The sequence below is a fragment of the Zunongwangia atlantica 22II14-10F7 genome, from assembly GCF_002094855.1.
Lineage (GTDB): Bacteria > Bacteroidota > Bacteroidia > Flavobacteriales > Flavobacteriaceae > Zunongwangia > Zunongwangia atlantica.
On sequence record NZ_ARYN01000001.1, the window covers coordinates 420,391 to 441,485 of the forward strand.

Annotated in this window: 20 protein-coding genes; 9 read left to right on the forward strand and 11 right to left on the reverse strand. The window is 34.3% G+C overall.

All coding sequences use genetic code 11. The features are described 5' to 3' along the window. Positions 1-8: 8 nt before the first annotated feature. A complete protein-coding gene (locus tag IIF7_RS01750; protein WP_084839934.1) occupies positions 9-1,397 on the forward strand; it encodes a sugar transferase in 1,389 nt (462 codons plus the stop codon). Positions 1,398-1,522: 125 nt separating this feature from the next. Here the strand turns inward: IIF7_RS01750 and lnt are convergent, their stop codons facing one another. After that, positions 1,523-3,115, reverse strand: a complete 1,593-nt coding sequence (lnt, locus tag IIF7_RS01755) for an apolipoprotein N-acyltransferase (protein ID WP_084839935.1) — start codon at positions 3,113-3,115, stop codon at positions 1,523-1,525. Between the two features lie 179 nt (positions 3,116-3,294). Here lnt and IIF7_RS01760 point away from each other — a divergent pair, with 179 nt between their 5' ends. Next, positions 3,295-4,026 (forward strand): CDP-alcohol phosphatidyltransferase family protein, encoded by a 732-nt coding sequence (locus IIF7_RS01760; protein WP_084839936.1) that lies wholly within the window; start codon positions 3,295-3,297, stop codon positions 4,024-4,026. A 4-nt stretch (positions 4,027-4,030) separates the two neighbouring features. Here the strand turns inward: IIF7_RS01760 and IIF7_RS01765 are convergent, their stop codons facing one another. Genes IIF7_RS01765 through IIF7_RS01785 form a run of 5 tightly spaced genes read right to left on the reverse strand, consistent with a single transcriptional unit; the run spans position 4,031 to position 8,831 of the window. Further along, positions 4,031-5,890, reverse strand: a complete 1,860-nt coding sequence (locus IIF7_RS01765; protein ID WP_084839937.1) for an asparagine synthetase B family protein — start codon at positions 5,888-5,890, stop codon at positions 4,031-4,033. 7 nt (positions 5,891-5,897) lie between these two features. Beyond that, positions 5,898-6,638: an LPS export ABC transporter ATP-binding protein gene (gene lptB, locus IIF7_RS01770; protein ID WP_084839938.1), complete on the reverse strand. Its 741-nt coding sequence runs from the start codon at positions 6,636-6,638 to the stop codon at positions 5,898-5,900. Between the two features lie 40 nt (positions 6,639-6,678). Further along, the gene (locus tag IIF7_RS01775) at positions 6,679-7,035 is read right to left on the reverse strand and encodes a carboxymuconolactone decarboxylase family protein (protein WP_084839939.1); all 357 of its coding nucleotides are present in this window, start codon (positions 7,033-7,035) and stop codon (positions 6,679-6,681) included. Positions 7,036-7,038: 3 nt separating this feature from the next. Continuing rightward, entirely contained in the window at positions 7,039-7,866 is an 828-nt protein-coding gene (gene tatC, locus IIF7_RS01780; RefSeq protein WP_084839940.1) for a twin-arginine translocase subunit TatC, read from the reverse strand. Further along, entirely contained in the window at positions 7,866-8,831 is a 966-nt protein-coding gene (locus tag IIF7_RS01785) for a KpsF/GutQ family sugar-phosphate isomerase (protein WP_084839941.1), read from the reverse strand. Before IIF7_RS01785 ends, tatC begins: the two co-directional genes overlap by 1 nt. A gap of 85 nt (positions 8,832-8,916) precedes the next feature. Here IIF7_RS01785 and recQ point away from each other — a divergent pair, with 85 nt between their 5' ends. Both recQ and IIF7_RS01795 read left to right on the forward strand, forming a co-directional pair. Next, a complete protein-coding gene (gene recQ / locus IIF7_RS01790; protein ID WP_084839942.1) occupies positions 8,917-11,112 on the forward strand; it encodes a DNA helicase RecQ in 2,196 nt (731 codons plus the stop codon). Positions 11,113-11,125: 13 nt separating this feature from the next. Next, a complete protein-coding gene (locus IIF7_RS01795) occupies positions 11,126-11,323 on the forward strand; it encodes a hypothetical protein (RefSeq protein WP_084839943.1) in 198 nt (65 codons plus the stop codon). A gap of 79 nt (positions 11,324-11,402) precedes the next feature. Here the strand turns inward: IIF7_RS01795 and IIF7_RS01800 are convergent, their stop codons facing one another. Next, on the reverse strand, positions 11,403-12,191 hold the full coding sequence (locus IIF7_RS01800; RefSeq protein WP_084839944.1) for a hypothetical protein: 789 nt from the start codon (positions 12,189-12,191) through the stop codon (positions 11,403-11,405). Positions 12,192-12,216: 25 nt separating this feature from the next. Beyond that, positions 12,217-12,924, reverse strand: coding sequence for a class I SAM-dependent methyltransferase (locus IIF7_RS01805; RefSeq protein WP_084839945.1), 708 nt, complete (start codon positions 12,922-12,924; stop codon positions 12,217-12,219). A gap of 19 nt (positions 12,925-12,943) precedes the next feature. On the opposite strand from IIF7_RS01805, the gene IIF7_RS01810 reads away from it, so the two are divergent. Beyond that, positions 12,944-13,438: a YkgJ family cysteine cluster protein gene (locus IIF7_RS01810; RefSeq protein ID WP_084839946.1), complete on the forward strand. Its 495-nt coding sequence runs from the start codon at positions 12,944-12,946 to the stop codon at positions 13,436-13,438. 15 nt (positions 13,439-13,453) lie between these two features. Here IIF7_RS01810 and IIF7_RS01815 read toward each other — a convergent pair whose 3' ends face one another. Further along, positions 13,454-14,077, reverse strand: coding sequence for a class I SAM-dependent methyltransferase (locus tag IIF7_RS01815; protein ID WP_084839947.1), 624 nt, complete (start codon positions 14,075-14,077; stop codon positions 13,454-13,456). Between the two features lie 11 nt (positions 14,078-14,088). Beyond that, positions 14,089-15,339 carry an exo-beta-N-acetylmuramidase NamZ family protein gene (locus IIF7_RS01820; protein WP_084839948.1) on the reverse strand — a complete coding sequence of 417 codons (1,251 nt, stop codon included), beginning with the start codon at positions 15,337-15,339 and terminating at the stop codon, positions 14,089-14,091. Between the two features lie 13 nt (positions 15,340-15,352). Here IIF7_RS01820 and IIF7_RS01825 point away from each other — a divergent pair, with 13 nt between their 5' ends. Next, positions 15,353-16,585, forward strand: coding sequence for an ABC transporter permease (locus IIF7_RS01825; RefSeq protein WP_084839949.1), 1,233 nt, complete (start codon positions 15,353-15,355; stop codon positions 16,583-16,585). Positions 16,586-16,820: 235 nt separating this feature from the next. Here the strand turns inward: IIF7_RS01825 and IIF7_RS01830 are convergent, their stop codons facing one another. Further along, on the reverse strand, positions 16,821-17,261 hold the full coding sequence (locus IIF7_RS01830) for a copper resistance protein NlpE N-terminal domain-containing protein (protein WP_084839950.1): 441 nt from the start codon (positions 17,259-17,261) through the stop codon (positions 16,821-16,823). A gap of 137 nt (positions 17,262-17,398) precedes the next feature. Here IIF7_RS01830 and IIF7_RS01835 point away from each other — a divergent pair, with 137 nt between their 5' ends. From IIF7_RS01835 to IIF7_RS01845, 3 genes are all read left to right on the forward strand, one after another. Continuing rightward, positions 17,399-18,376, forward strand: a complete 978-nt coding sequence (locus IIF7_RS01835; protein WP_084839951.1) for a PLP-dependent cysteine synthase family protein — start codon at positions 17,399-17,401, stop codon at positions 18,374-18,376. Between the two features lie 99 nt (positions 18,377-18,475). Beyond that, positions 18,476-20,569, forward strand: coding sequence for an amino acid carrier protein (locus tag IIF7_RS01840; RefSeq protein WP_084839952.1), 2,094 nt, complete (start codon positions 18,476-18,478; stop codon positions 20,567-20,569). A gap of 13 nt (positions 20,570-20,582) precedes the next feature. Continuing rightward, on the forward strand, positions 20,583-21,068 hold the full coding sequence (locus IIF7_RS01845; protein WP_084839953.1) for a Gmad2 immunoglobulin-like domain-containing protein: 486 nt from the start codon (positions 20,583-20,585) through the stop codon (positions 21,066-21,068). The last annotated feature ends 27 nt before the right edge of the window (positions 21,069-21,095 follow it).

Consider the following 21,095-nt stretch of genomic DNA (forward strand, 5'->3'; position numbering starts at 1 on the left):
TTGTTGAAATGGCAGACAAACCCCTACTACATTTCGAAATTTCAGAAAGAAAAATTCTTCTGCGGATTTTGGATGTACTTTTTGTTCTGGCAGCTTTATTTTTGCTAGATGTATTTACAGATTTTAGTTATTTTAGGATAACTAAGGATTTTTGGTATTGGACGGTTTTATTAATTGTTTACCTTAAATTATTTGCATATATCTTTGAGCTTTACGATTTGCAAAAAGCAAGCAAGTTTGATGTCGTCTTAAAAAATACGCTTCTAACAACTTCTGTTACAGTGCTTTTTTTTATGCTTACTCCGGTATTAAGTCCCAGTCTGCCTGGTAATAGATTTCAAATTCTATATTTTTTCTTAACGATAACAATTACGATATTGGTTTGGCGTGCTGCTTATATTTATCTTATAGCTTCTCCAAGATTCAACAAAAAAGTAATTGTTGTAGGTGATAGTTTTGATATTCAGCTTATTTACGAGGCTTTTGTAAAAGCTGATCCTAACTACGAAATTGTAGGTTTTGTTAATACCGATGGAAGAATTGATGTGAGTAATACAAAACTCATTCAGTTTGAAGTTCGTGACCTTCGTAAAGCGGTTAAAAAATACCATATCAAAGAAATTGTGGTAGCCAGTGGTTATAAAACGGGTTTAATGTTGCCACTTTATAATGAATTAAGTTTTTTACTGAATCAGGGTTTTCCTATTAAAGATTATATGCAGGTTTATGAAGATATTACTGCAAGGATTCCGGTTCAAAATGTAGATCACGATTTTTACCGTTATTTTCCATTTAGCCGAAGCAATCAAAATAAGTTTTATCTTTTTGGATTACGTTTTTTTGATATACTTATTTCTATTTTAGGTTTATGTATTGGATTAGTTTTAACTCCTTTTCTTCTTTTAGGCAATATTGTAGGAAATCGAGGCCCTTTATTTTATACTCAGGAGCGAATAGGACAAAACGGAAAGCCTTTTAAAATAATAAAATTCAGAACAATGGTTAAAGATGCTGAAGCTGAAGGCCCTCGTTATGCTGAAAAAAATGATTATAGAACTACTCCCTTTGGGAAATTTATGCGAAGGGCGAGAATCGATGAAATTCCGCAGTTTTTTAATTTGCTAAAAGGAGAAATGAGTCTAATTGGCCCAAGACCAGAGCGACCTGTTTTTGTTCAGGAGTTATCACATTCTATTCCTTTTTACAATATTAGACATGTTATAAAACCCGGACTAACCGGTTGGGCACAAGTAAAAGGTGATTATAGCGGAGAAGAAGCCGGAGCATTAGAGAAACTGCAATATGACCTTTTTTATATAAAACATCGTAGTCTTTTTTTGGATCTAAATATTATTCTGAAAACCTTAAGTACAGTACTTTCTATGCGCGGACAGTAAGTTTTTCAGAATTTTAAAAAGAGTGAATAGAATATAGACTATAAGTAATTGGAATCTTGAATTTTTTGAAAGAATTTTTCTTCGTTTATGATTTAAAATCTTCTGAATTCTAATTTTCTTAAACCTTAAAAATACTTGCTTCGCTTAAAGCCTACAATAGCAAATAAGAAAATAAATAGTGCCAAAAACTTCGAAATTCGGGCTATATAATCTCCATGCTCTGTATAAAAAGTGATGCGGTTATTAAGAAAAATGTCACCAGAGAGTGTTCCGCGTTTTTCATAACCTAATTGATGGCGAACTTCTCCAATAGGAGTAATAATTTCTGAAATTCCGGTATTTGCACTTCTTGCCACCGATCTTCGGGTTTCAATAGCTCTTAGTTTCGCATAACTTGCATGTTGGCGATGTCCTGCCGTATTTCCCCACCAGGCATCATTAGTAATAATGCTTAAAAATTGAGCCCCATTTTTCACATATCCCGTTACATATTCACCATAAATCGATTCATAACAAATTATTGGAGCGGTTTTGATACTATCTTTAATGTTGAAAACATTGCGCTCTGGCTGCGTGGTTTTCATCGCTACAGTTCCGCCTAAATCGATCATTACATCGCCTAAAATTGGCTTTAAAATGTGTTGATAAGGGAAGTTTTCTACGCCAACAACTAATTTTGATTTATGATAGATTTGGTTCTCTGAAAAGTTATTGATTAGGAAGGCCGAGTTGTAATCGTTAAACCAGTCATTTGCTCTTAGTTTATTGGATTGTGGGCCTACTTTAGAAGAATCTGAAAAACGTTCGTAAAATGAAGCTCCACCAAGAAAGCTTAAATTAGGCTGAAGCGATGCGATTTGTCTTCCGAAAAAAGCAGCTTCAGAATTATCGAATCTTGGCAATACTGTTCCGTCTGCAAATACTGTTTCAGGGGCTAAAACAATAGCCGTAGAATCTGTAATGTTCTCCTCACTCATATTCAGCAATAAATCACCGATCTTTGTATCGTTTGTATTGTACTTTTCAGTGTAAGGATTAATGTTTGGTTGTAAAATTAATGCTGTGATTTTTTCTTTAGGCATTTCATAATTCCATAAAATAATATAAGATGCCAGGATAGGAAAGCCAACCAATAAAGTCGATTTTAAGGCCGCTCTGTATAAAATCCCAGGTTCTTTAAATTCAGAATAAGAAATTATCGCCTTAAATATGATAAAGTTAATAAGCAGTATCCATAGAGTGCCACCAAAAGTGCCAGTGAATTCGTACCATTGTACCAAGTTGATATATTCAGAAAAAGCATTTCCCAAATTTAACCACGGCCAGGAAAACTCCCAACCAAGGTGAATTTTTTCAAAAACGATCCAAAAACTAATAAAGAAACTTGCAGAGGATTTAAATCCGGTTCGTTTTGCTACAATGTGATAGATTAGAAAAACTATTGACATTAGGAGTGAATTGGCCAATACTGCAAATGCACCACCAAATGGGGTGGAAAAATAAATCCAATAGGTGGTTAGTAGATTCCATATGAAAAATGCCAGATAAGAAATCCCAAAAACTTTCCATTTAATAAATTTAGCTTTAGAATTTCGAATATTAAATTCAGCCAAAAGTAGAGGAGCAAAACCAAAAAACAATAAAAGCGGAAAGCCATTTACAGGCCAACCAAAAGCAAGTAAAAGTCCGCTTAAAATGGCTAAAATAAAGTTTTTCATAAGGTTTTATTTTCTTAGCTGATTGCCATCTAATATTGGTGGTTTCAGCACAGCAAAATTGCTTTTGGTTTCAGAATCCAAAAATAATAAACTCAGTTGCGAAAAAAGGTTTTAAGGAAATTTTATTAGACATTGAAGTGTAAATACCTATTTTAGTTGCTTTGAAATTAAATCAATCAATGAAAAAACATATTCCTAATCTTATAACGCTTTGTAATTTATTTAGTGGAAGTATTGCCGTGATTTTTGCAGTTCAGGGAAATCTGGTTGCCGCTGCTTTTTTTGTGGCACTGGGAATATTTTTCGATTTTTTTGATGGTTTGGCGGCCAGAGCACTAAATGTGAAAAGTGATGTTGGTTTGCAATTAGATTCTCTTGCCGATGTTGTGACTAGTGGTGTCGTACCGGGAATTGTGATGTGTCAGCTTTTTACACTGGCTTTGCCTGGTGAAGTGGAAGTGAAACAATGGACGGCAGATTCTAATTGGTTAGAATTTACCTTTAATCCTTTAGCTTTATTTGGTCTTTTAATTATTTTAGGATCAGCTTTTAGGTTGGCTAAATTTAATGTAGATGATCGTCAAACCGATTCCTTTATAGGTCTTCCAACACCTGCAAATGCTTTGTTGATCTTGTCTTTGCCTTTAATTTTGACTTTTCAGCCGAATAGTTTCGCCACAGATTTAATTTTAAACGAATGGTTTTTGGCGGCTTTAACTATTGTAAGTGTGATTATTCTTAATGCTGAATTACCATTGTTTGCACTAAAATTTAAAAATTGGGGATTTAAAGGAAATGAAATTAGATATATTTTCCTTATCCTTTGTGTGGTGTTGATTGTACTTTTTCAGTTTTTAGCTGTACCTATGATTATATTGAGTTATGTATTACTATCTGTAATTAAATCCTGAGTATTTATTTATCGATTTTGTATTTATCAATTAATTCTAATTCTTTATTTAAAGAAGCAGCGCTTATAAATACAGTATTTGTAAATGGCCAAGATTCCAATTTACTTTTCTTAATAAAGTTCTTTTCAAGTTTAGAATACCATTTAGAACCTATTTTCTTATTAGTGAAATAAGATTGGAATTTTTTGAAGTTAGTTTCGCTGGTATAAGCTTTAACCCAATTATACGAGGGTAAAACTCTATATCTTAAATTTGAATTCTTTTTGCTGATAATTCTTTTAACTAATAAACTATCGATATAACTTCTAGTCCCCCAGATAATAAACTTTAAAAATTTTGGGGCTTTTTGTGATACAAATGGAGCTTGGCTAGTTGGAAGAGTCCGCAATTTTTTTGTAGTGCTATTGGAATTAAGCATGGCGTCCATTAGCCTATTGCTTATTCTAAGATTTGGGTGAATATTACTTGTTTCTCTAAGGATTTTCATTCCCATTGTAGGAGATATAGAAGTAAATTTTTGATTGCAAAGTGTAATTTGATTGTTCATTCCGCTTCTAGCGTGGGTAAACCATTTAAATAGTTCCTCATACAATTCTATATATGGTAAATTATGATCTGAGATTCTATCAAAAATTTCATTTAAATCTTCCATTAAATTTTTGTGTAAATCTTCTATGGCAATTTTGAAATTTGAATTTTCCAGAGAAATGGGTTGATAGAAAAACATGAACCTTTTAATGATTTGGTTTTTCCAATCTTGAAAATCATCTTTAGAGCTTTTCGTAAATTGGAAATTTTCTTTCCAAAGTTGTGTTTTTAAGAAAGTACTTTTGGAGATATTTTTTAAATTAAACTTTCCAATGTTTCTTGCAGGGATAGATTCGCACATATCACCAATTAGCAAAAATTCTTTACATTTTGGTTTAATGTTTTCAAGTATTGCTAACCAATTTGTAATAAAAACGCTTTCAGTCTCTAGAGTGTATTTTTCAAGTGTTTTAGGCTTAGGGAATATATATTGTTCATCATCGAAGTTTATGAAAATTGCACCTTTCACCTTAGCTAGTTTTTTCGCTAATTTTGTTTCATAATATTTATTACTTCCGTAAGTAAGGCAATTTAAATTTTGGCTTGATACAGTTGAAAGCAAAATTCTACTATCAAGTCCGCCACTTAAAGCTAAATAAATTTCACTGGAATTCTGATTTAAAATTTTTAACTCATCGGTGATTAACTTGTGCAAACGCTTGCTCTCTAACGATAAATTTGAATTTGGATCGCCTAAGTTAGCATACAAACTATTATCAAATTGATGAGTTTTATTCGCTTTAGAAAAAGTGAGTTTTTCTCCGGGCAGCAACCTTTTGACCCTTTTTAAAATAGTTCTACTACCAAGGTTACTTAATTCTGGGCCTACGAGTCTTTGATAAATGCCTACTTCATCTTTTTCAAAATTAAAAAGCCAGCCAAGACATAAAATACTATTCGATACTATAATGTCTAAATTTTTATTTTTCGAATAGTATAAAGGATATGGTCCTACAGGATCATTACATATTATTAATTGATTTGTTGTCTTATGGATTACGCTGATTGAGAAAGAACCAGAAAAGTTTTCAGCTATTGGCCAATTATAGATAATATTTTCTATGCATTTGTAATTATCAGTTTTATTTTGGTCTTTATAATTTTCGTGATCAATTATATAACCATCTACAAAAGCAAAATAGTCTTGGTGTTCTATAACAGTAATTCCCTTTTCGTAAATTAAATAAAAATCATTAATAGTTTTTAGCTCAAACTCTAAAGGCAGCTTGGTTAATGATTCTTTTGATATAGGATTTTTAGAAATTAAATATTTCAATTTTGAATTACTGAAAAAGTTTTTTCTTTCTTAGTTCGAAGTTTTGCCCAAGGTATACTTTACGCACCATTTGATCTTCAGCAAGTTCTTCAGGGATACCGTGTTTAAGGATACTTCCTTCAAACATTAGATAGGTTCTATCTGTAATTGCAAGGGTTTCCTGTACGTTGTGATCTGTGATTAAAATCCCAATATTCTTGTTTTTTAGTTGCGCAACTATTCGCTGGATATCTTCAACGGCAACCGGGTCTACACCAGCAAAAGGTTCATCTAAAAGAATAAATTTAGGATCTGTGGCTAAGGCACGAGCAATTTCAGTACGTCTTCGTTCCCCACCACTTAAAAGATCTCCACGGTTAGTACGTATATGATTAAGTCCAAATTCTTCAATTAAGGATTCCATTTTCATGTGTCTTTCTTTCTTAGAAAGCTTGGTAAGCTGAAGAACGCTCATAATATTATCTTCGATACTTAATTTTCTAAATACCGATGCTTCCTGTGCTAGATAGCCAATCCCATGTTGTGCTCTTTTGTACATGGGGAAGTTTGTAATATCTTCTTTATCCAAAAAGATATTACCACTATTAGGTTTAATAAGCCCAACAATCATATAAAAAGAAGTAGTTTTTCCAGCACCATTAGGCCCTAAAAGACCTACGATTTCACCCTGGTTAACCTCAAGGGAAATTCCTTTTACAACTTTTCTTCCTTTATATTGTTTGATAAGATTGTCGGCTCTTAACTTCATGCTTCAGGTTTAATACAGTTTAAATATAAATTATACCGATTTATTTTTCGGTATTCATTTCTTCTAAAGATTCCCAGTATTCAAAAGCTCTTCTTAAATGAGGGATAACGATAGTACCACCAATAAGAGTTCCTATACTTAAGGTTTCCATCACTTCTTCGCGTTTTAAACCTTCATTGAAACTGCTTTCTAAATGGTATTTTACGCAATCGTCACATCTTAGTACCAATGATGCTACAAGCCCTAAAAGTTCTTTAGTTTTTTTATCTAAAGTTCCTTCAGAAAAAGCATTGGTGTCTAGATTAAAAATACGTTTTAGAACTTTATTATTCTCTCCTAGAATTTTATCGTTCATTTTTTGGCGATACGAATTGAATTCGTCAACCTGATTGATCATAGCTTAACTTTTTTCTGTAATTTCTTTTTTATAAATGATCTTCGAGATAATGATACTTACTTCATAAAGTATAAGTACCGGAACAGCAACGATAATCTGGCTTACAATATCTGGCGGAGTGATTACCGCAGAAATAATAAGCACAATTACCAGTGCGTATTTTCTATAAGTTTTTAAAAACTGAGGTGTTACTACACCAACTTTTGTAAGGAAATAAATAAGAATAGGAAGCTCAAAGATAAGGCCCGTTGCAATTACCGAAGCTCTTACCAAGCTTATATAACTACTTAAGTCAAATTCATTTAAAACCAATTCACTCACCTGATATTTTCCCAGGAAGTTAATAGAAAGGGGTGTTACCACGTAATATCCAAAAAGTACACCTAAAAAGAACAAAAACGAGGTAATAAAGATAAAACCTTTAGCATGTTTACGCTCATTTTCGTGCATTGCCGGTGCTACAAACTTCCAGAATTCATAGATTACAAATGGGAAGGCAATAATAAAACCAGCGGTAATCGATGTCCATACGTGTGCAGAAAACTGCCCGCCCATCGTTCTACTTTGTATAGTGAATGGTAATTCTTCAAAACAAAATCCGCCATCGATACCAACCATTTCAGATAATTGGCAAAGCATACTGTACGACCAGAAATCACCTTTACTTGGCCCAAAAAGAAGGACGTCAAAAATAAACCCCTTAAGCAAAAATGCTACAGTCGCAGCAATAACAACGGCAAGAACAGATCGTATTAAATGCCATCTTAATTCTTCAAGATGATCTAAAAACGACATTTCTGGTTCTTCATGTGGCTGGCCTATTTTTTTCATTATAAAATTCCTTCTCTTATTAAATTATGAATATGAACCACACCACTAAACTTTCCGTCTCTAGTAGCCAGCAGTTGTGATATTTTATTTTCCTCTAAAAGATCCAAAGCCTGGGTAGCCAAGGCTTCTTCATCTATACTTTTGGGAGAGGTACTCATAATATCACCTGCAGTTAGATTCTTAAATTCGTCATTATTCTTTAACATTCTACGAATATCACCATCGGTTATTATACCAACAATTTTATCATTTTCCAAAACTGCGGTTACACCCAACATATTTTCAGAAATAACAATAATCGCATCGGTTACGGTTGTTTCTGGAGAAACACTTGGTTTCATATTTTGGGCAGCAATATCCTTAACTCGCAAATATAGTTTTTTTCCTAGACTGCCGCCGGGATGATATTTTGCAAAATCTTCACTAGAAAAGCCTTTAAGTTCTAATAAACAAATGGCCAGTGCATCGCCTATAACCAGTTGAGCTGTAGTGCTTGTTGTAGGAGCAAGATTGTTTGGGCAGGCCTCTTTTTCAACAAAAGAATTTAAAATATAATCTGCAGATTTTCCTAAAAAGGAATCTCTGTTAGAGGTAATAGCAATTAAAGTATTATGGAAATCCTTTATAAAAGGAACCAAAACTTTAATCTCTGGGCTATTGCCACTTTTACTAATACAAATAACAACATCGTCTTTTTGTATAATCCCAAGATCACCATGTATTGCATCTGCGGCATGCATAAAAATGGCTGGTGTACCTGTAGAATTTAAAGTAGCCACAATCTTACTTGCAATTACGGCGCTTTTTCCTATTCCGGTAACGATTACCCTGCCTTTAGAATTGTAAATATTTTCTACCGCTTCTACAAATTCATTATCAATAAGATGTTCTAAATTTGCAATCGCTTTAGCTTCAATTTTTACAGTTTCTTTTGCGACGTTTAAAATTTTTTGCTGAAGTTTCAAATTTTGAAATAATTAAGGATTGCAGATACTAAAGAAATATGTATATTTAGATGTGCAAATGTATGTAAAATTGTAACACAATTGAATGAGTTTGACTGAAATTGATTTACATAAACAATTGAAGAAATATTTTGGTTTTAGCCAATTTAAAGGTCTTCAGGAGGATGTTGTTGCTAGTATCGTACACAAAAACGATACTTTTGTAATAATGCCAACAGGAGGAGGTAAATCCCTATGCTACCAGCTACCTGCGTTAATTGAAGAAGGAACAGCAATTGTAGTATCACCCCTAATCGCCTTAATGAAAAACCAGGTAGATGCCATTCGAGGAATTTCTTCAGAATATGGTGTTGCCCACGTTTTAAATTCTTCACTAAATAAGACTGAAGTAAAACAGGTAAAGGAAGATATCATCAATGGTGTAACCAAGCTTCTATACGTAGCGCCAGAATCCCTTACTAAAGAAGATTATGTTGATTTTTTAAAAGCACAGAAAATATCTTTTTTAGCTATAGACGAAGCGCATTGTATTAGCGAATGGGGACATGATTTTAGACCAGAATATCGAAATTTAAGGCATATTATTAAACGTATTGGAGAAAATATTCCAATTATCGCTTTAACTGCCACTGCTACACCAAAGGTGCAGGAAGATATTCTTAAAAACCTAGGTATTCCTAAAGCAAAAACTTTTAAGGCAAGTTTTAACCGTCCTAATTTATATTATGAAGTAAGGCCTAAAACAAAAAATGTTGATGCCGATATTATTCGTTTTGTAAAACAAAATAGTGGTAAAAGCGGGATTATATATTGTCTTAGCCGTAAAAAGGTAGAAGAGCTTGCCCAAACCTTACAGGTTAATGGTATTAATGCAATTCCTTATCACGCAGGTTTGGATGCTAAAACAAGATCTAAACATCAGGATATGTTCTTGATGGAAGAAGTAGATGTTGTGGTAGCCACCATCGCGTTTGGGATGGGAATCGATAAACCCGATGTTCGCTTTGTAATTCACCACGATATACCTAAAAGTATCGAAAGTTATTACCAGGAAACTGGTAGAGCTGGTCGTGATGGAGGTGAGGGACATTGCCTTGCTTTTTATGCTTATAAGGACATCGAGAAGCTAGAGAAGTTTATGAGTGGTAAACCTGTTGCAGAGCAGGAGGTAGGCCATGCCTTGCTTCAGGAAGTTGTGGCTTATGCAGAAACATCTATTTCTCGTAGAAAATTTATTCTTCATTATTTTGGTGAAGATTTCGACGATGAAACAGGAGATGGCGCTAAGATGGATGATAATGTGCGTAATCCTAAGAAGCAACACGAAGCTAAAGAAGAATTAGAACTTCTTATAAATGTGGTAAAGGAAACTAAAGAGCTTTATAAATCTAAGGAAGTTGTTAAGACACTTATTGGAAAAAGCAATGCCTTGATTTTATCACATAAAACAGATGCGAACCCACTTTTTGGAAAAGGAAAAGATAAAGACGAAAGTTTTTGGATGGCACTTACCAGGCAGGCACTTGTGGCTGGATATTTAAGAAAAGATATCGAAACTTATGGCGTTATCAAGCTTACTGAAAAAGGAGAGGATTTCCTTAAGAATCCTGAGTCTTTCATGATGACGCACGATCATATTTTTGATGAAAATACAGATAATGCTGCCATTACAGCCAAAGCTTCATCTGGAGTCGATGATAAATTGGTAAGCATGCTTAAAGAATTGCGTAAAAAAGTTGCTAAGAAAAATGGAGTGCCGCCTTTTGTTGTTTTTCAGGATCCTTCTATAGACGACATGGCGCTTAAATATCCTATAGATCTCAAAGAACTTGGGAATATTCATGGTGTTGGTGAAGGAAAAGCTAAGAAGTACGGGAAAGAGTTTGTAGACTTTATTGCCAGATATGTAGAGGATAATGATATTATTAGACCAGATGATCTTGTTGTAAAATCTACTGGTGCTAATAGTGCATTGAAGCTTTTTATTATTCAGAGTATAGATAGAAAGTTACCTTTAGATGATATTTCATCGGCTAAAGGAATGGAAATGCCTGAATTTATTAAAGAAATGGAGGCGATTGTCTATAGCGGTACAAAACTTAATATCGATTATTATCTTGAAGATATTTTAGATGAAGACCAACAGGAAGAACTTCATGAATATTTTCTTGAAGCTGAAACTGATAAAATAGAAGCAGCACTTGAAGAATTTGATGGAGATTATGACGATGAAGAACTTCGTTTATACCGAATTAAATTTATAAGCGAAGTAGCAAACTAAAAGCAATTAAAATATGTTAGAAAATCCGACTAAAAAACAAGCGTTAACATTACTAATTTTAGGTTTGTCGTTATTGGTAATTAGCGTAGTTTCAGTAAAAGTTGAAATATTTACAGACTTGCTAAGAGGTTTTTTTAATGGAGTAGCTGTAGGGTTTTTAATATTATCGCTTATTGCTTTTACAAAGAATAAAAAACTTCAGAAGAAGTAATTATCTATAGATTATAAAAACAAAAAAAGCCTTTTTGAATATTCAAAAAGGCTTTTTTTGTATCTAATCTTTAGCAGGGTTACTTCCCGCCGTTGGCTTGTAAATCAGCAATGCACAGTGGTCCCATTTCTGGAACAGTACCACGAACCTGGTTTATAATACCGCTACCAAATTCTAAAGAAGCTCGCATCAAACAATTTTCTTCAGTGCAATGGCCATTATTGTCATTGTCTTCGTGATCGCTTTGCAGTTCAGTACCTACATTTACCAAACCAAATAAATGCCCAAATTCGTGATTTAGAACAGCTGTTTCTATCACACTTTTACTGGGGGCATTAGCTCTTGCGGCAAATCTGTTTATCGTTTCTCCATAAATTACCATCGACGTGTTTCTATACGCAGATCCTAAAACATATCTTGTTTCAGTGTCATTTTCGTTACTTCCATCAGCAAAATAAATATAGACGCTTATTTCGTCACCAACGTTAAAGGTACTTCGTTCCTCATCTTCAATGTCTACAATTTCTTCTATTTCAAAAGGAGCTAAGCCTGAAGATGCAACTTCGCGATAAGTAATAGAAATGCCATCTGGTTTGTAAGTCCTTTCTTCTAAAAATGCCTGAAAATTTTCCATTGCTGCCGTTGTTGGCTGAAATCCACTCACAAATAACACCTCGATATTCATCGAAGTATAATTATTGTCGCTTAAAAGATCGTTGGCCGAATCGCCTAATCCCTGTTGATTTAAAGTGCGATCGATTACCGGTGTGTCGTCTGTTGGATCGTCCCCACCATTGCCATCGCTAGAACAAGAGGTAATCGCTACAAAAAGGAATAGTGTATAAAAATACTTGTAAAACTTCTTCATTTAGAATATAATATGGTGTTCAAATTTAATCATTTTTAAGCGTAAGTTTTGCTAAATAATCGTAGTGCTCGCCTTCAACGATTAATTCGCAATTAAAATTGTGCTTTTCGGCTGCTAATTTAAGCAAATCGAAATCTAAATATAACCATGGGAAATAATCAGATTTTTCTCCTTTATAGCTTATGCAAAAATCGATCTCTCCTATATACTTACGATCTAAATCGTCGTTTGGTTCTTCTTCGTCTTCAAGAAAACTAAGATCTGATGAATCAATTAAGATTTGTCCGCCAGGTGTCAGCATTTCTTTACAAATACTTAGAAAATTGTCGGTATTAATTAGATTACCAATAATCCCGGTACCATTCATTAAAAATAATAAGGTGTCAAATTGCCCATTTTCAGCATAAAAATCTTTTACTTCAGCATTGGTTACTCCTCGTTCTTTGGCGATCGCAATTGCCCCTTCAGAAGTGTCAATAGCTTTTACTTTTATATCTTTTAGCTGAAGATAAAGCGCATGGCTTCCTGTACCACAGCCTACATCAAGTACACTTCCGCAGGCAAGTTTTAAAGCTTGTTTCTCGGTAATGGGCATTTCAGAAAAATCCCTAAAAAGGTATTTTATAGCAATCTCATCATCATCAAAATCTGGTGAATGCACCGTAATAGGGGTCTCATCTTTTTCGAAATAATAGGCTTTCATTGCCATTCCGAAGATATCTTTTTCCTTCATAATCTATTATCTTTGCGGCATGCAGGAAATTTTAAACGAGCTGCCGGGAAAGGCCAAAGATAAGCAGAAGGAAAATAAAAAGTTTTTTTCTAAGCTAAAGAAACGACCACCTAAAGATTTAGACGTTAAAATGCAGCAATTGCATGAAGAAGAGTTTGCCAGAACCAATTGTTTAGACTGTGCAAATTGTTGTAAAACAACCGGGCCACTTTTTACCAATAAGGATATAGAGCGTATTAGTAAGTTTTTAAAGCTGAAACCACAGCAGTTTATCGATCAATATCTTAGAATAGATGAAGATAAAGATTATGTGTTGCAAAATGTACCCTGTACTTTTTTAGGGCACGATAATTATTGTTTGATTTATGATGTGCGTCCAAAGGCCTGCCGCGAATATCCGCATACTGATAGAAAAGACTTCCATAAAATATCGAATCTTACTATAAAGAATACGGTAATATGTCCTGCTGCTTATAATATTGTAGAAGAAATGAAACACCGAATTAAAGTTTAAATTCGGGGATTCTAATTATAATTTTTCTCCAATAAATCGAAGTACAGATCCTGTGCCGTTATGGTATAAGCCTTCGTTTAGTGCAATGGGTTTTTCCTCGAGAAGATCGACTTTAAAATCTTTAAAATCCCGCTGAATTTCTGATTTAGAAAATAAAGTTTCCTGGTCTCTGGGGCCACCAACATTAGGATTCTCATTTCTAAATTTAAGGTGGTTTTCACCAAAACCTTCAAAAATAATATGGCCGCCGGGTTTAAGCAGTTTTATTAAAAAAGCATGATATTTTTCACGAATATTGGCTGGGAAATGAGCGTAGATCAAAGTGATCACATCAAATTGTTCAGGTTTAAAACCAAGTTCGGGTAAATTACCAATTCTATAATCGATAGTTGACTGAGTCGATTTTGCAAGTTTTTGCGCCTTATTTTTAGCAGCCGTACTAATGTCGAAAGCAGCTACGTCCCAGCCATGTTTAGCGGCAAAAACAGCATTTCTGCCTTCGCCTTCAGCACCAAATAAAATTTTACCGGTCTTAAAATTTTTCAATTGTTGCGCTAAAAAGGTATTGGGTTCTACTCCGTAAGCATAATCTTCTTTATTAAAACGATCTTCCCATCGCTGTAGCCAATCATTTTCCATAGCGCTTTTAATTATTCGTATAACAGATATTTTTCACGTTTCTTTTTAAATGCTACTAAGCCATCTTGCCATGTTGCTCTAATTTCTTCTTCGCTTAATCCGTTTTCAATTTGTTGCTGAAGTTTTTTGGTGCCGGCCAGTTTAGTGAAAAAACCATTGAAAAATTCGGCTTTATTTTCGGTGTTATTGTAAGCTTTTATTAGCCATTCTAAATTAAGCTGATCTAAATGATCGGTTTCGCTAAGATCTTCCCCAAAGCATTCTTTATCTAAATGTTTAGGATTTTTAGCGCCTTCCATCGACTTTGGTGTGTAGCTATACGAAAAGGCTTCATCATTTAAAAAAGGAGAGCCAAAAACCTGAAATTGTTTATTGGTTCCGCGTCCGGCGTTCACATTAGTACCTTCAAAAAAGCACAGGCTAGGATAAAGATTTATAGATTTATCGTTAGGTAAATTAGGCGAAGGTTTTACTGGTAAGCTGTACTTTTTTTGATGATTGTAATTACTCATTTTAATGACTTCTAAATTACAACTAATCCCATTTTTTAACCAGTTTTCGCCATTGATCATTTTTGCATACTCACCCATTGTTAGTCCGTGTACCGTTGGGATTGGATGCATACCTACAAAACTTTTGTATTCTTTTTCTAAAACTGGCCCATCTACATAATGCCCATTAGGATTTGGCCTGTCGAATACTAATAGCTGAATATCATTTTCGGCACAGGCTTCCATAACATAATGTAGAGAAGATATATAAGTATAAAAACGCGCACCTACATCCTGCAAATCAAAGATCAAAACATCAATATCTTTAAGCTGCTCGGGTTTTGGTTTTTTATTATTTCCGTAGAGAGAAACCACTGGTAAGCCAGTTTTTGGATCTTTTCCATCTTCAATTTTTTCGCCGGCATCTGCTTTCCCTCTAAAACCATGTTCTGGAGCAAAAACTTTTTTAAGATCTACGTTTAGCGCTAAAAGCGAATCAACCAAATGAACAGATTCTTTATTTTTATTCAGGATTAATGAAGATTGATTTCCTACAACGCCCACTTTTTTACCATGAAGCATAGACATATAGAGTTCTGTTCTATTTGCGCCAACCACGATATCTTCTATAATTTCTTCAGAAGAATTTACATTATCCTGTTTCTTAGTAGAAGAAACTTCGGTTTTATTTTTATCGGCTTCAATGTTTCCGCAGGAAAGAATTGCAATAAGACTGAATAAAAATGTACTTTTGAATAACCGGTTAATCATATAATTGTAGATCTTGAATTTCGAACTATTTGTAGTTAAGCGTTTAATAAACGCAAATAAAGATAAAAGTAGTATTTCCTCGCCTATTATAAAAATTGCAATCACAGCAATTGCAATTGGGGTAATTATGATGCTGGTTTCTTTTGCTACTGGTTTGGGATTACAGGAAAAAATTAGGGGTAAAATTGCTGCTTTTAATGGCCATATTATTGTAACTAATTATGATAACAACAATAGCGAAGTTACACTAGAGCCTATTTCTAAAGACCAGGATTTTTATCCAGAATTTAATAACGTAAACGGAATAACACACATCCAGGCCACAGCTACCAAAGCCGGAATTATTAGAACAGCCGATGATTTTGAAGGCGTTATTGTAAAAGGTGTTGGAGACGATTATAACTGGTCTTTCTTTAAAGATTTTTTGGTTGAAGGAAAATTACCCAATTATTCATCGAATCTTAATGATGAGGTTTTAATTTCAAGATATCTTGCCAATCGACTTCATCTAAATATTGGCGATCGAGCACCTACTTACTTTCTAAGAGAAGGCCGCGAACGCCCTCTTGTACGTGGTTTTAAAATTGTTGGGATTTATGATTCGGGTTTTCAGGATTTTGATGAATTATATCTTATCGCAGATCTTCGCCATATCCAAAAACTAAATGCTTGGGAAGATAATGAGATTGGTAATTTTGAAATTTTTATCGACGATTTTGATCAGTTAGAAGAAAAATGGAACGAGGTTTATCTTAATACGGGTTCCTTTCTAGATGCAAAACATATTGGCCAGAAATACTATAATATTTTTGAATGGCTTTCTCTTTTCGATTTTAATATTGCCTTAATTATTGGGATTATGATCCTGGTTGCCGGTATAAATATGATTACTGCTCTTTTAGTACTTATTCTAGAACGCACCCAAATGATTGGAATCTTTAAAGCTTTGGGAACCCAAGATTGGTCAATTAGAAAGATGTTTTTATACAATGCAGGTTATCTAATTTTGCTTGGTTTGTTTTGGGGGAATGTCATTGGTTTGGGAATACTATTTATTCAGAAGCATTTTAAGCTTATACCTTTAAACGCTGAAAATTATTATGTAAGTGAAGTGCCAATTTACTTAAGTTGGGATTATATCTTGGCAGTTAATGTTGGAACGCTTATCCTTTGTATGCTAATGTTGCTAATTCCGTCGATGATCATTTCTAAAATATCGCCGGTAAAATCTATAAAATTTGAATAAAGTTTGGCGCGTTTAATTCCTCAATGCTCGCTTCGGAATTAATAATGAATTTCCTATTTATACTTCTAGGGTTTGCAGCGAGGATATTGATTTTAAATTATCAAGTAAAATTTATCGAAACTTAACAGCTAAGATTGTAAAGTTTTGCAAGCAATTTTTTCAAAGAGTTTTAATTGCTACGGAAGGAATCTTTTTTATTATAGAAAGCTAAAAAAGATAGATAAGGCAAGTCTTCCTATAATTTTCGAAGAGTATAGGTTTTAGTACTATCTGTTTCAATACGTTCAATATTAGGATTCTTCCAGGAAAGAACATTGTCTGAAATACTAAATTCCTCGTTATTCAGGATAATTAAAGAATCATTTTCACTCCATCGAAATTGGCCAATTTCAGTCTTAATTTCTCCTGGAGTATTATCATTTTCGTTATAATTCTTAATAATTCTATACGAACCGTCTTCTTTCAATTCAAGTTTAACAATTATCCCTTTGCAATCGATACATGGTAAGGTAACCTGGTAATTGCCGGTATAATCCCATTTTTCTTTAGGGCTTTTATCCTGCCATTCGGTTTGCGAATCCTGTTTGTTATCCTTTTTCTCATCCTGGCAGGAAACATTAAATAGTAGTGTGGTAATTACAAGAAATATAACCTGTTGTGCAATAAAATTCCTCATGATTTTTTCGCGCAAAAGTATATTGATTTTCAGAATTTAAAATCTAAAAAATTACTAAAATTTCACCCTAAGTTTTAATTTTTCTTAAACAGAATTATCCTTTTGGAATGCCTACATTGTGAATTCAAAAAAAATGCATGACCTACGCCGAAAATATTCTGGAAACCATAGGAAATACGCCTTTGGTAAAAATGAACAAAATCACTGCTGAAATCGATGCGCTGGTGCTGGCCAAATATGAAACTTTTAATCCGGGGAATTCTGTTAAAGATCGTATGGCTTTAAAGATGTTGAAAGAAGCTGAAGCAAATGGATTAATAAAACCAGGTGGAACTATAATTGAAGGAACCAGCGGAAATACCGGGATGGGGCTTGCACTTGCTGCGATCGTAAAAGGATACAAAATGCTTTGTGTTATGTCTGACAAACAGAGCAAAGAAAAAATGGACATTCTTAAAGCGGTTGGAAGTGAAGTAATAGTTTGTCCCACCGATGTAGCACCAGACGATCCAGAAAGTTATTATTCGGTTGCCAAGAGAATGGCTAGAGAAATTCCAAATTCGTGGTATGTAAATCAATATGATAATCTTGCCAATTCTAAAGCGCATTACGAAAGTACCGGCCCAGAGATCTGGAAACAAACCGATGGAAAGATTACCCATTTCGTGGTTGGAGTAGGCACCGGAGGTACAATTTCTGGAGTGGGTAAATATTTAAAGGAGCAAAACCCAAATATCAAGATCTGGGGGATTGATACTTATGGTTCGGTATTTAAAAAATATCACGAAACTGGCGAATTTGATGAAAACGAAATCTATCCTTATGTTACTGAAGGTATAGGAGAAGATATTTTGCCTAAAAACGTAGATTTTAGTGTGATCGATGGTTTTACAAAGGTAACCGATAAAGATGCCGCAATCTACACACGTAAACTGGCCAGGGAAGAGGGATTCTTTTTAGGGAATTCTGCCGGAGCAGCGGCCAAAGGTTTATTACAATTAAAAGAACATTTTACAAAAGACGATGTTGTGGTTGTTTTATTTCACGATCATGGCAGTAGATATGTTGGTAAAATGTTTAATGACGACTGGATGAAACAACACGATTTTTTATAGAAAATCGGTTTACCCTATACCATCCACATTTAGCCAAAAACTACGGCTAAAATTACAAACGGAATAAAGACTGAATTATAATTTAATCTAATTATTATTATGAGAAGAAATTACATTACCTGTCTTTTATTAATTCAATGCTGTTTAACTTCATTATTTGCACAAAACGATTCCAAATTTCAGGTTTCGGTAGCAACTACAAATCCATCTCAGGAAATCAATGATGCTGAAGCAGTAGTAAAAGTAAAGGGAGGAAAACCACCTTATCAGTATAAGTGGAGTCAAAAAGAAACACCTTTAGATGCTAAAAAGGCAACAGGTTTTATTGAAGGTTTAGAGCAGCAGGTCACCGTAACCGATGCAAACGGGGAAGAAGTACAAAAAACCTTTAAGATAGAAGCAAGTTCTATAACCGAGAAAGTGAATAGTCGCGCACAACCTGCAGTAGATTTTTTAGAAGGAATATTATTTTGGGATCCATTCGAGCCTTTAGGGCTTTATGATCCTGTGGTGTATACAGATGAGCGTCCAATTTTAATTCCTGAATTTGATGCGAAAACCGATCAAAAATATACACTGAAAGATTGGTTGATTGCTGAAGGAGATAAAATCGAAGAAGGTGATAAAATTGCTGTAGTTCAAAAAGGAGGAGAAAAGGAAATTCCGGTTTACGCACCGGCAGAAGGAACTCTAAATTATAGTGTAGATAAAGGTGCCGTGATTTTTAATCCTGAAGATAAAGAAGATGTAATTGAGCAAAATGCGCATCAAGTTGCCATGATCACTTACGATTCTCCCCAGCCTGTTTTACATCCTAATGGAGAGGTTCGTAAAAATTCTATTCCTTTTATTGTGATCTGGTTAATCCTGGGAAGTATATTTTTTACGTTTCGTCTTGGGTTTATTAATGTGCGAGGATTTACACATTCTATAGATTTAGCGAAAGGGAAATATGATAACCCAGATGCTCCTGGGAGAATTAGACATTTTGAAGCGATGACAACTGCAGTTTCTGCTACTGTTGGTTTAGGGAATATTGCCGGGGTAGCTGTAGCAATTTCGCTGGGAGGAGCTGGAGCTACTTTTTGGATGTTTATTGCCGGATTTTTTGCAATGTCTTTAAAGTTTGTAGAATGTACCCTTGGTGTGAAATATCGACATATTAATGAGGAGGGCCGAATTTTTGGTGGGCCCATGAATTACCTGCGTTACGGTCTTGAGAAAAGAAATATGAAAACCGCTGGTAAAGTGCTTGCCATTGTATTTGCGGTTTTAGGTGTTGGAGCTTCTTTTGGAGGTGGTAATATGATCCAGTCTAACCAGGCATTTAAAATTGTTTCAGATCAAATTCCTTTTTTAGAGGGTAACGGGTTTTGGTTTGGATTAGGTTTCGCCGTTTTGGTTGGGATTGTGATTATTGGCGGAATTAATAGTATCGCCAAAGTAACCGGTAAAGTAGTGCCTTTTATGGCAATTGTTTATATTTTAGGATGTTTTGTGGTTATAGGAACCAATATCGAAAATATTGGAAATGCATTTCACGCGATTGTAGATGGAGCATTTTCGGCTAGTGCCCTTAAAGGAGGTTTTGTAGGAGTTTTAATTGTAGGATTGCAACGGGCAGCTTTTTCTAGTGAAGCCGGCGTGGGATCTGCAGCAATTGCACATAGTGCTTCTAAAACTAAAAATCCAATTGCAGATGGTTTTACATCTTTAGTAGAACCTTTTATAGATACTATGGTGGTATGTACCATGACGGCTTTAGTATTAATTTTTACAGGAATGCACGAAGTTGACAGTATGGGCGGTGTAGAACTTACAGCCGATGCTTTTGGTAGTGTGATTTCCTGGTTTCCTGCGGTGCTTGCTTTCGCTGTTTTCTTGTTTGCTTTTTCAACAATGGTTTCATGGTCGTACTACGGGATGCGATCCTGGACATATCTTTTTGGTAGAAGTAAAAGATCTGAATTAATTTATAAAATCATGTTTCTTTTATTTGTGGTAGTAGGAGCTTCAGCAAGTTTAGGTGCTGTGCTAAGTTTTTCAGATATGATGATTTTAGCCATGTCTTTTCCTAATATTATTGGGCTTTATGTAATGTCTTCTGAAATTAGGGGAGATCTAAAGAATTATATGAAACGTCTAAGAAATAACGAGATTTTTATTAATCCTAAATTTAAAGAAGCAGATTAGCTTCAGCTAAAAAATGATAAGAAAAATATTGATTTTGGGCATTTTCACGCTAAGTTTTTCCTGTAAAGAATTTTCAGAAAAAGATAAAAATAATAGCGAAAATCAACAAAATATAGAGGTGATTTCTACGGAAGAAAATACTGCCTCACAGAAAGAGGATAGTTCCGAAGAAATTTCAGCATTAATAAAAGTAAAAACACCAGAAGAAGGGGCGGTGATCAATTCTCCGCTCCAAATTTCTGGAAAAGCTAAAGGCTTTTGGTTTTTTGAAGCAGATGCGCCTGTGAAATTACTGGATAAAAACGATAATCTTATTGCTGAAACTTATATCCAGGCCACCGGTGATTGGATGATCCAAGATTGGGTAAATTTTGAAGGAAATCTTCAGTTTGAAATCACAGATCAAAAAAGTGGATTTTTAGTTTTTGAACGTGCAAATCCTTCAGATTTAAAGCAGAATGACAGGCAATATAAAATTCAGGTTAATTTTGCTCGATAACCTAAAATAAAGTCTGTGTTTTTTAAT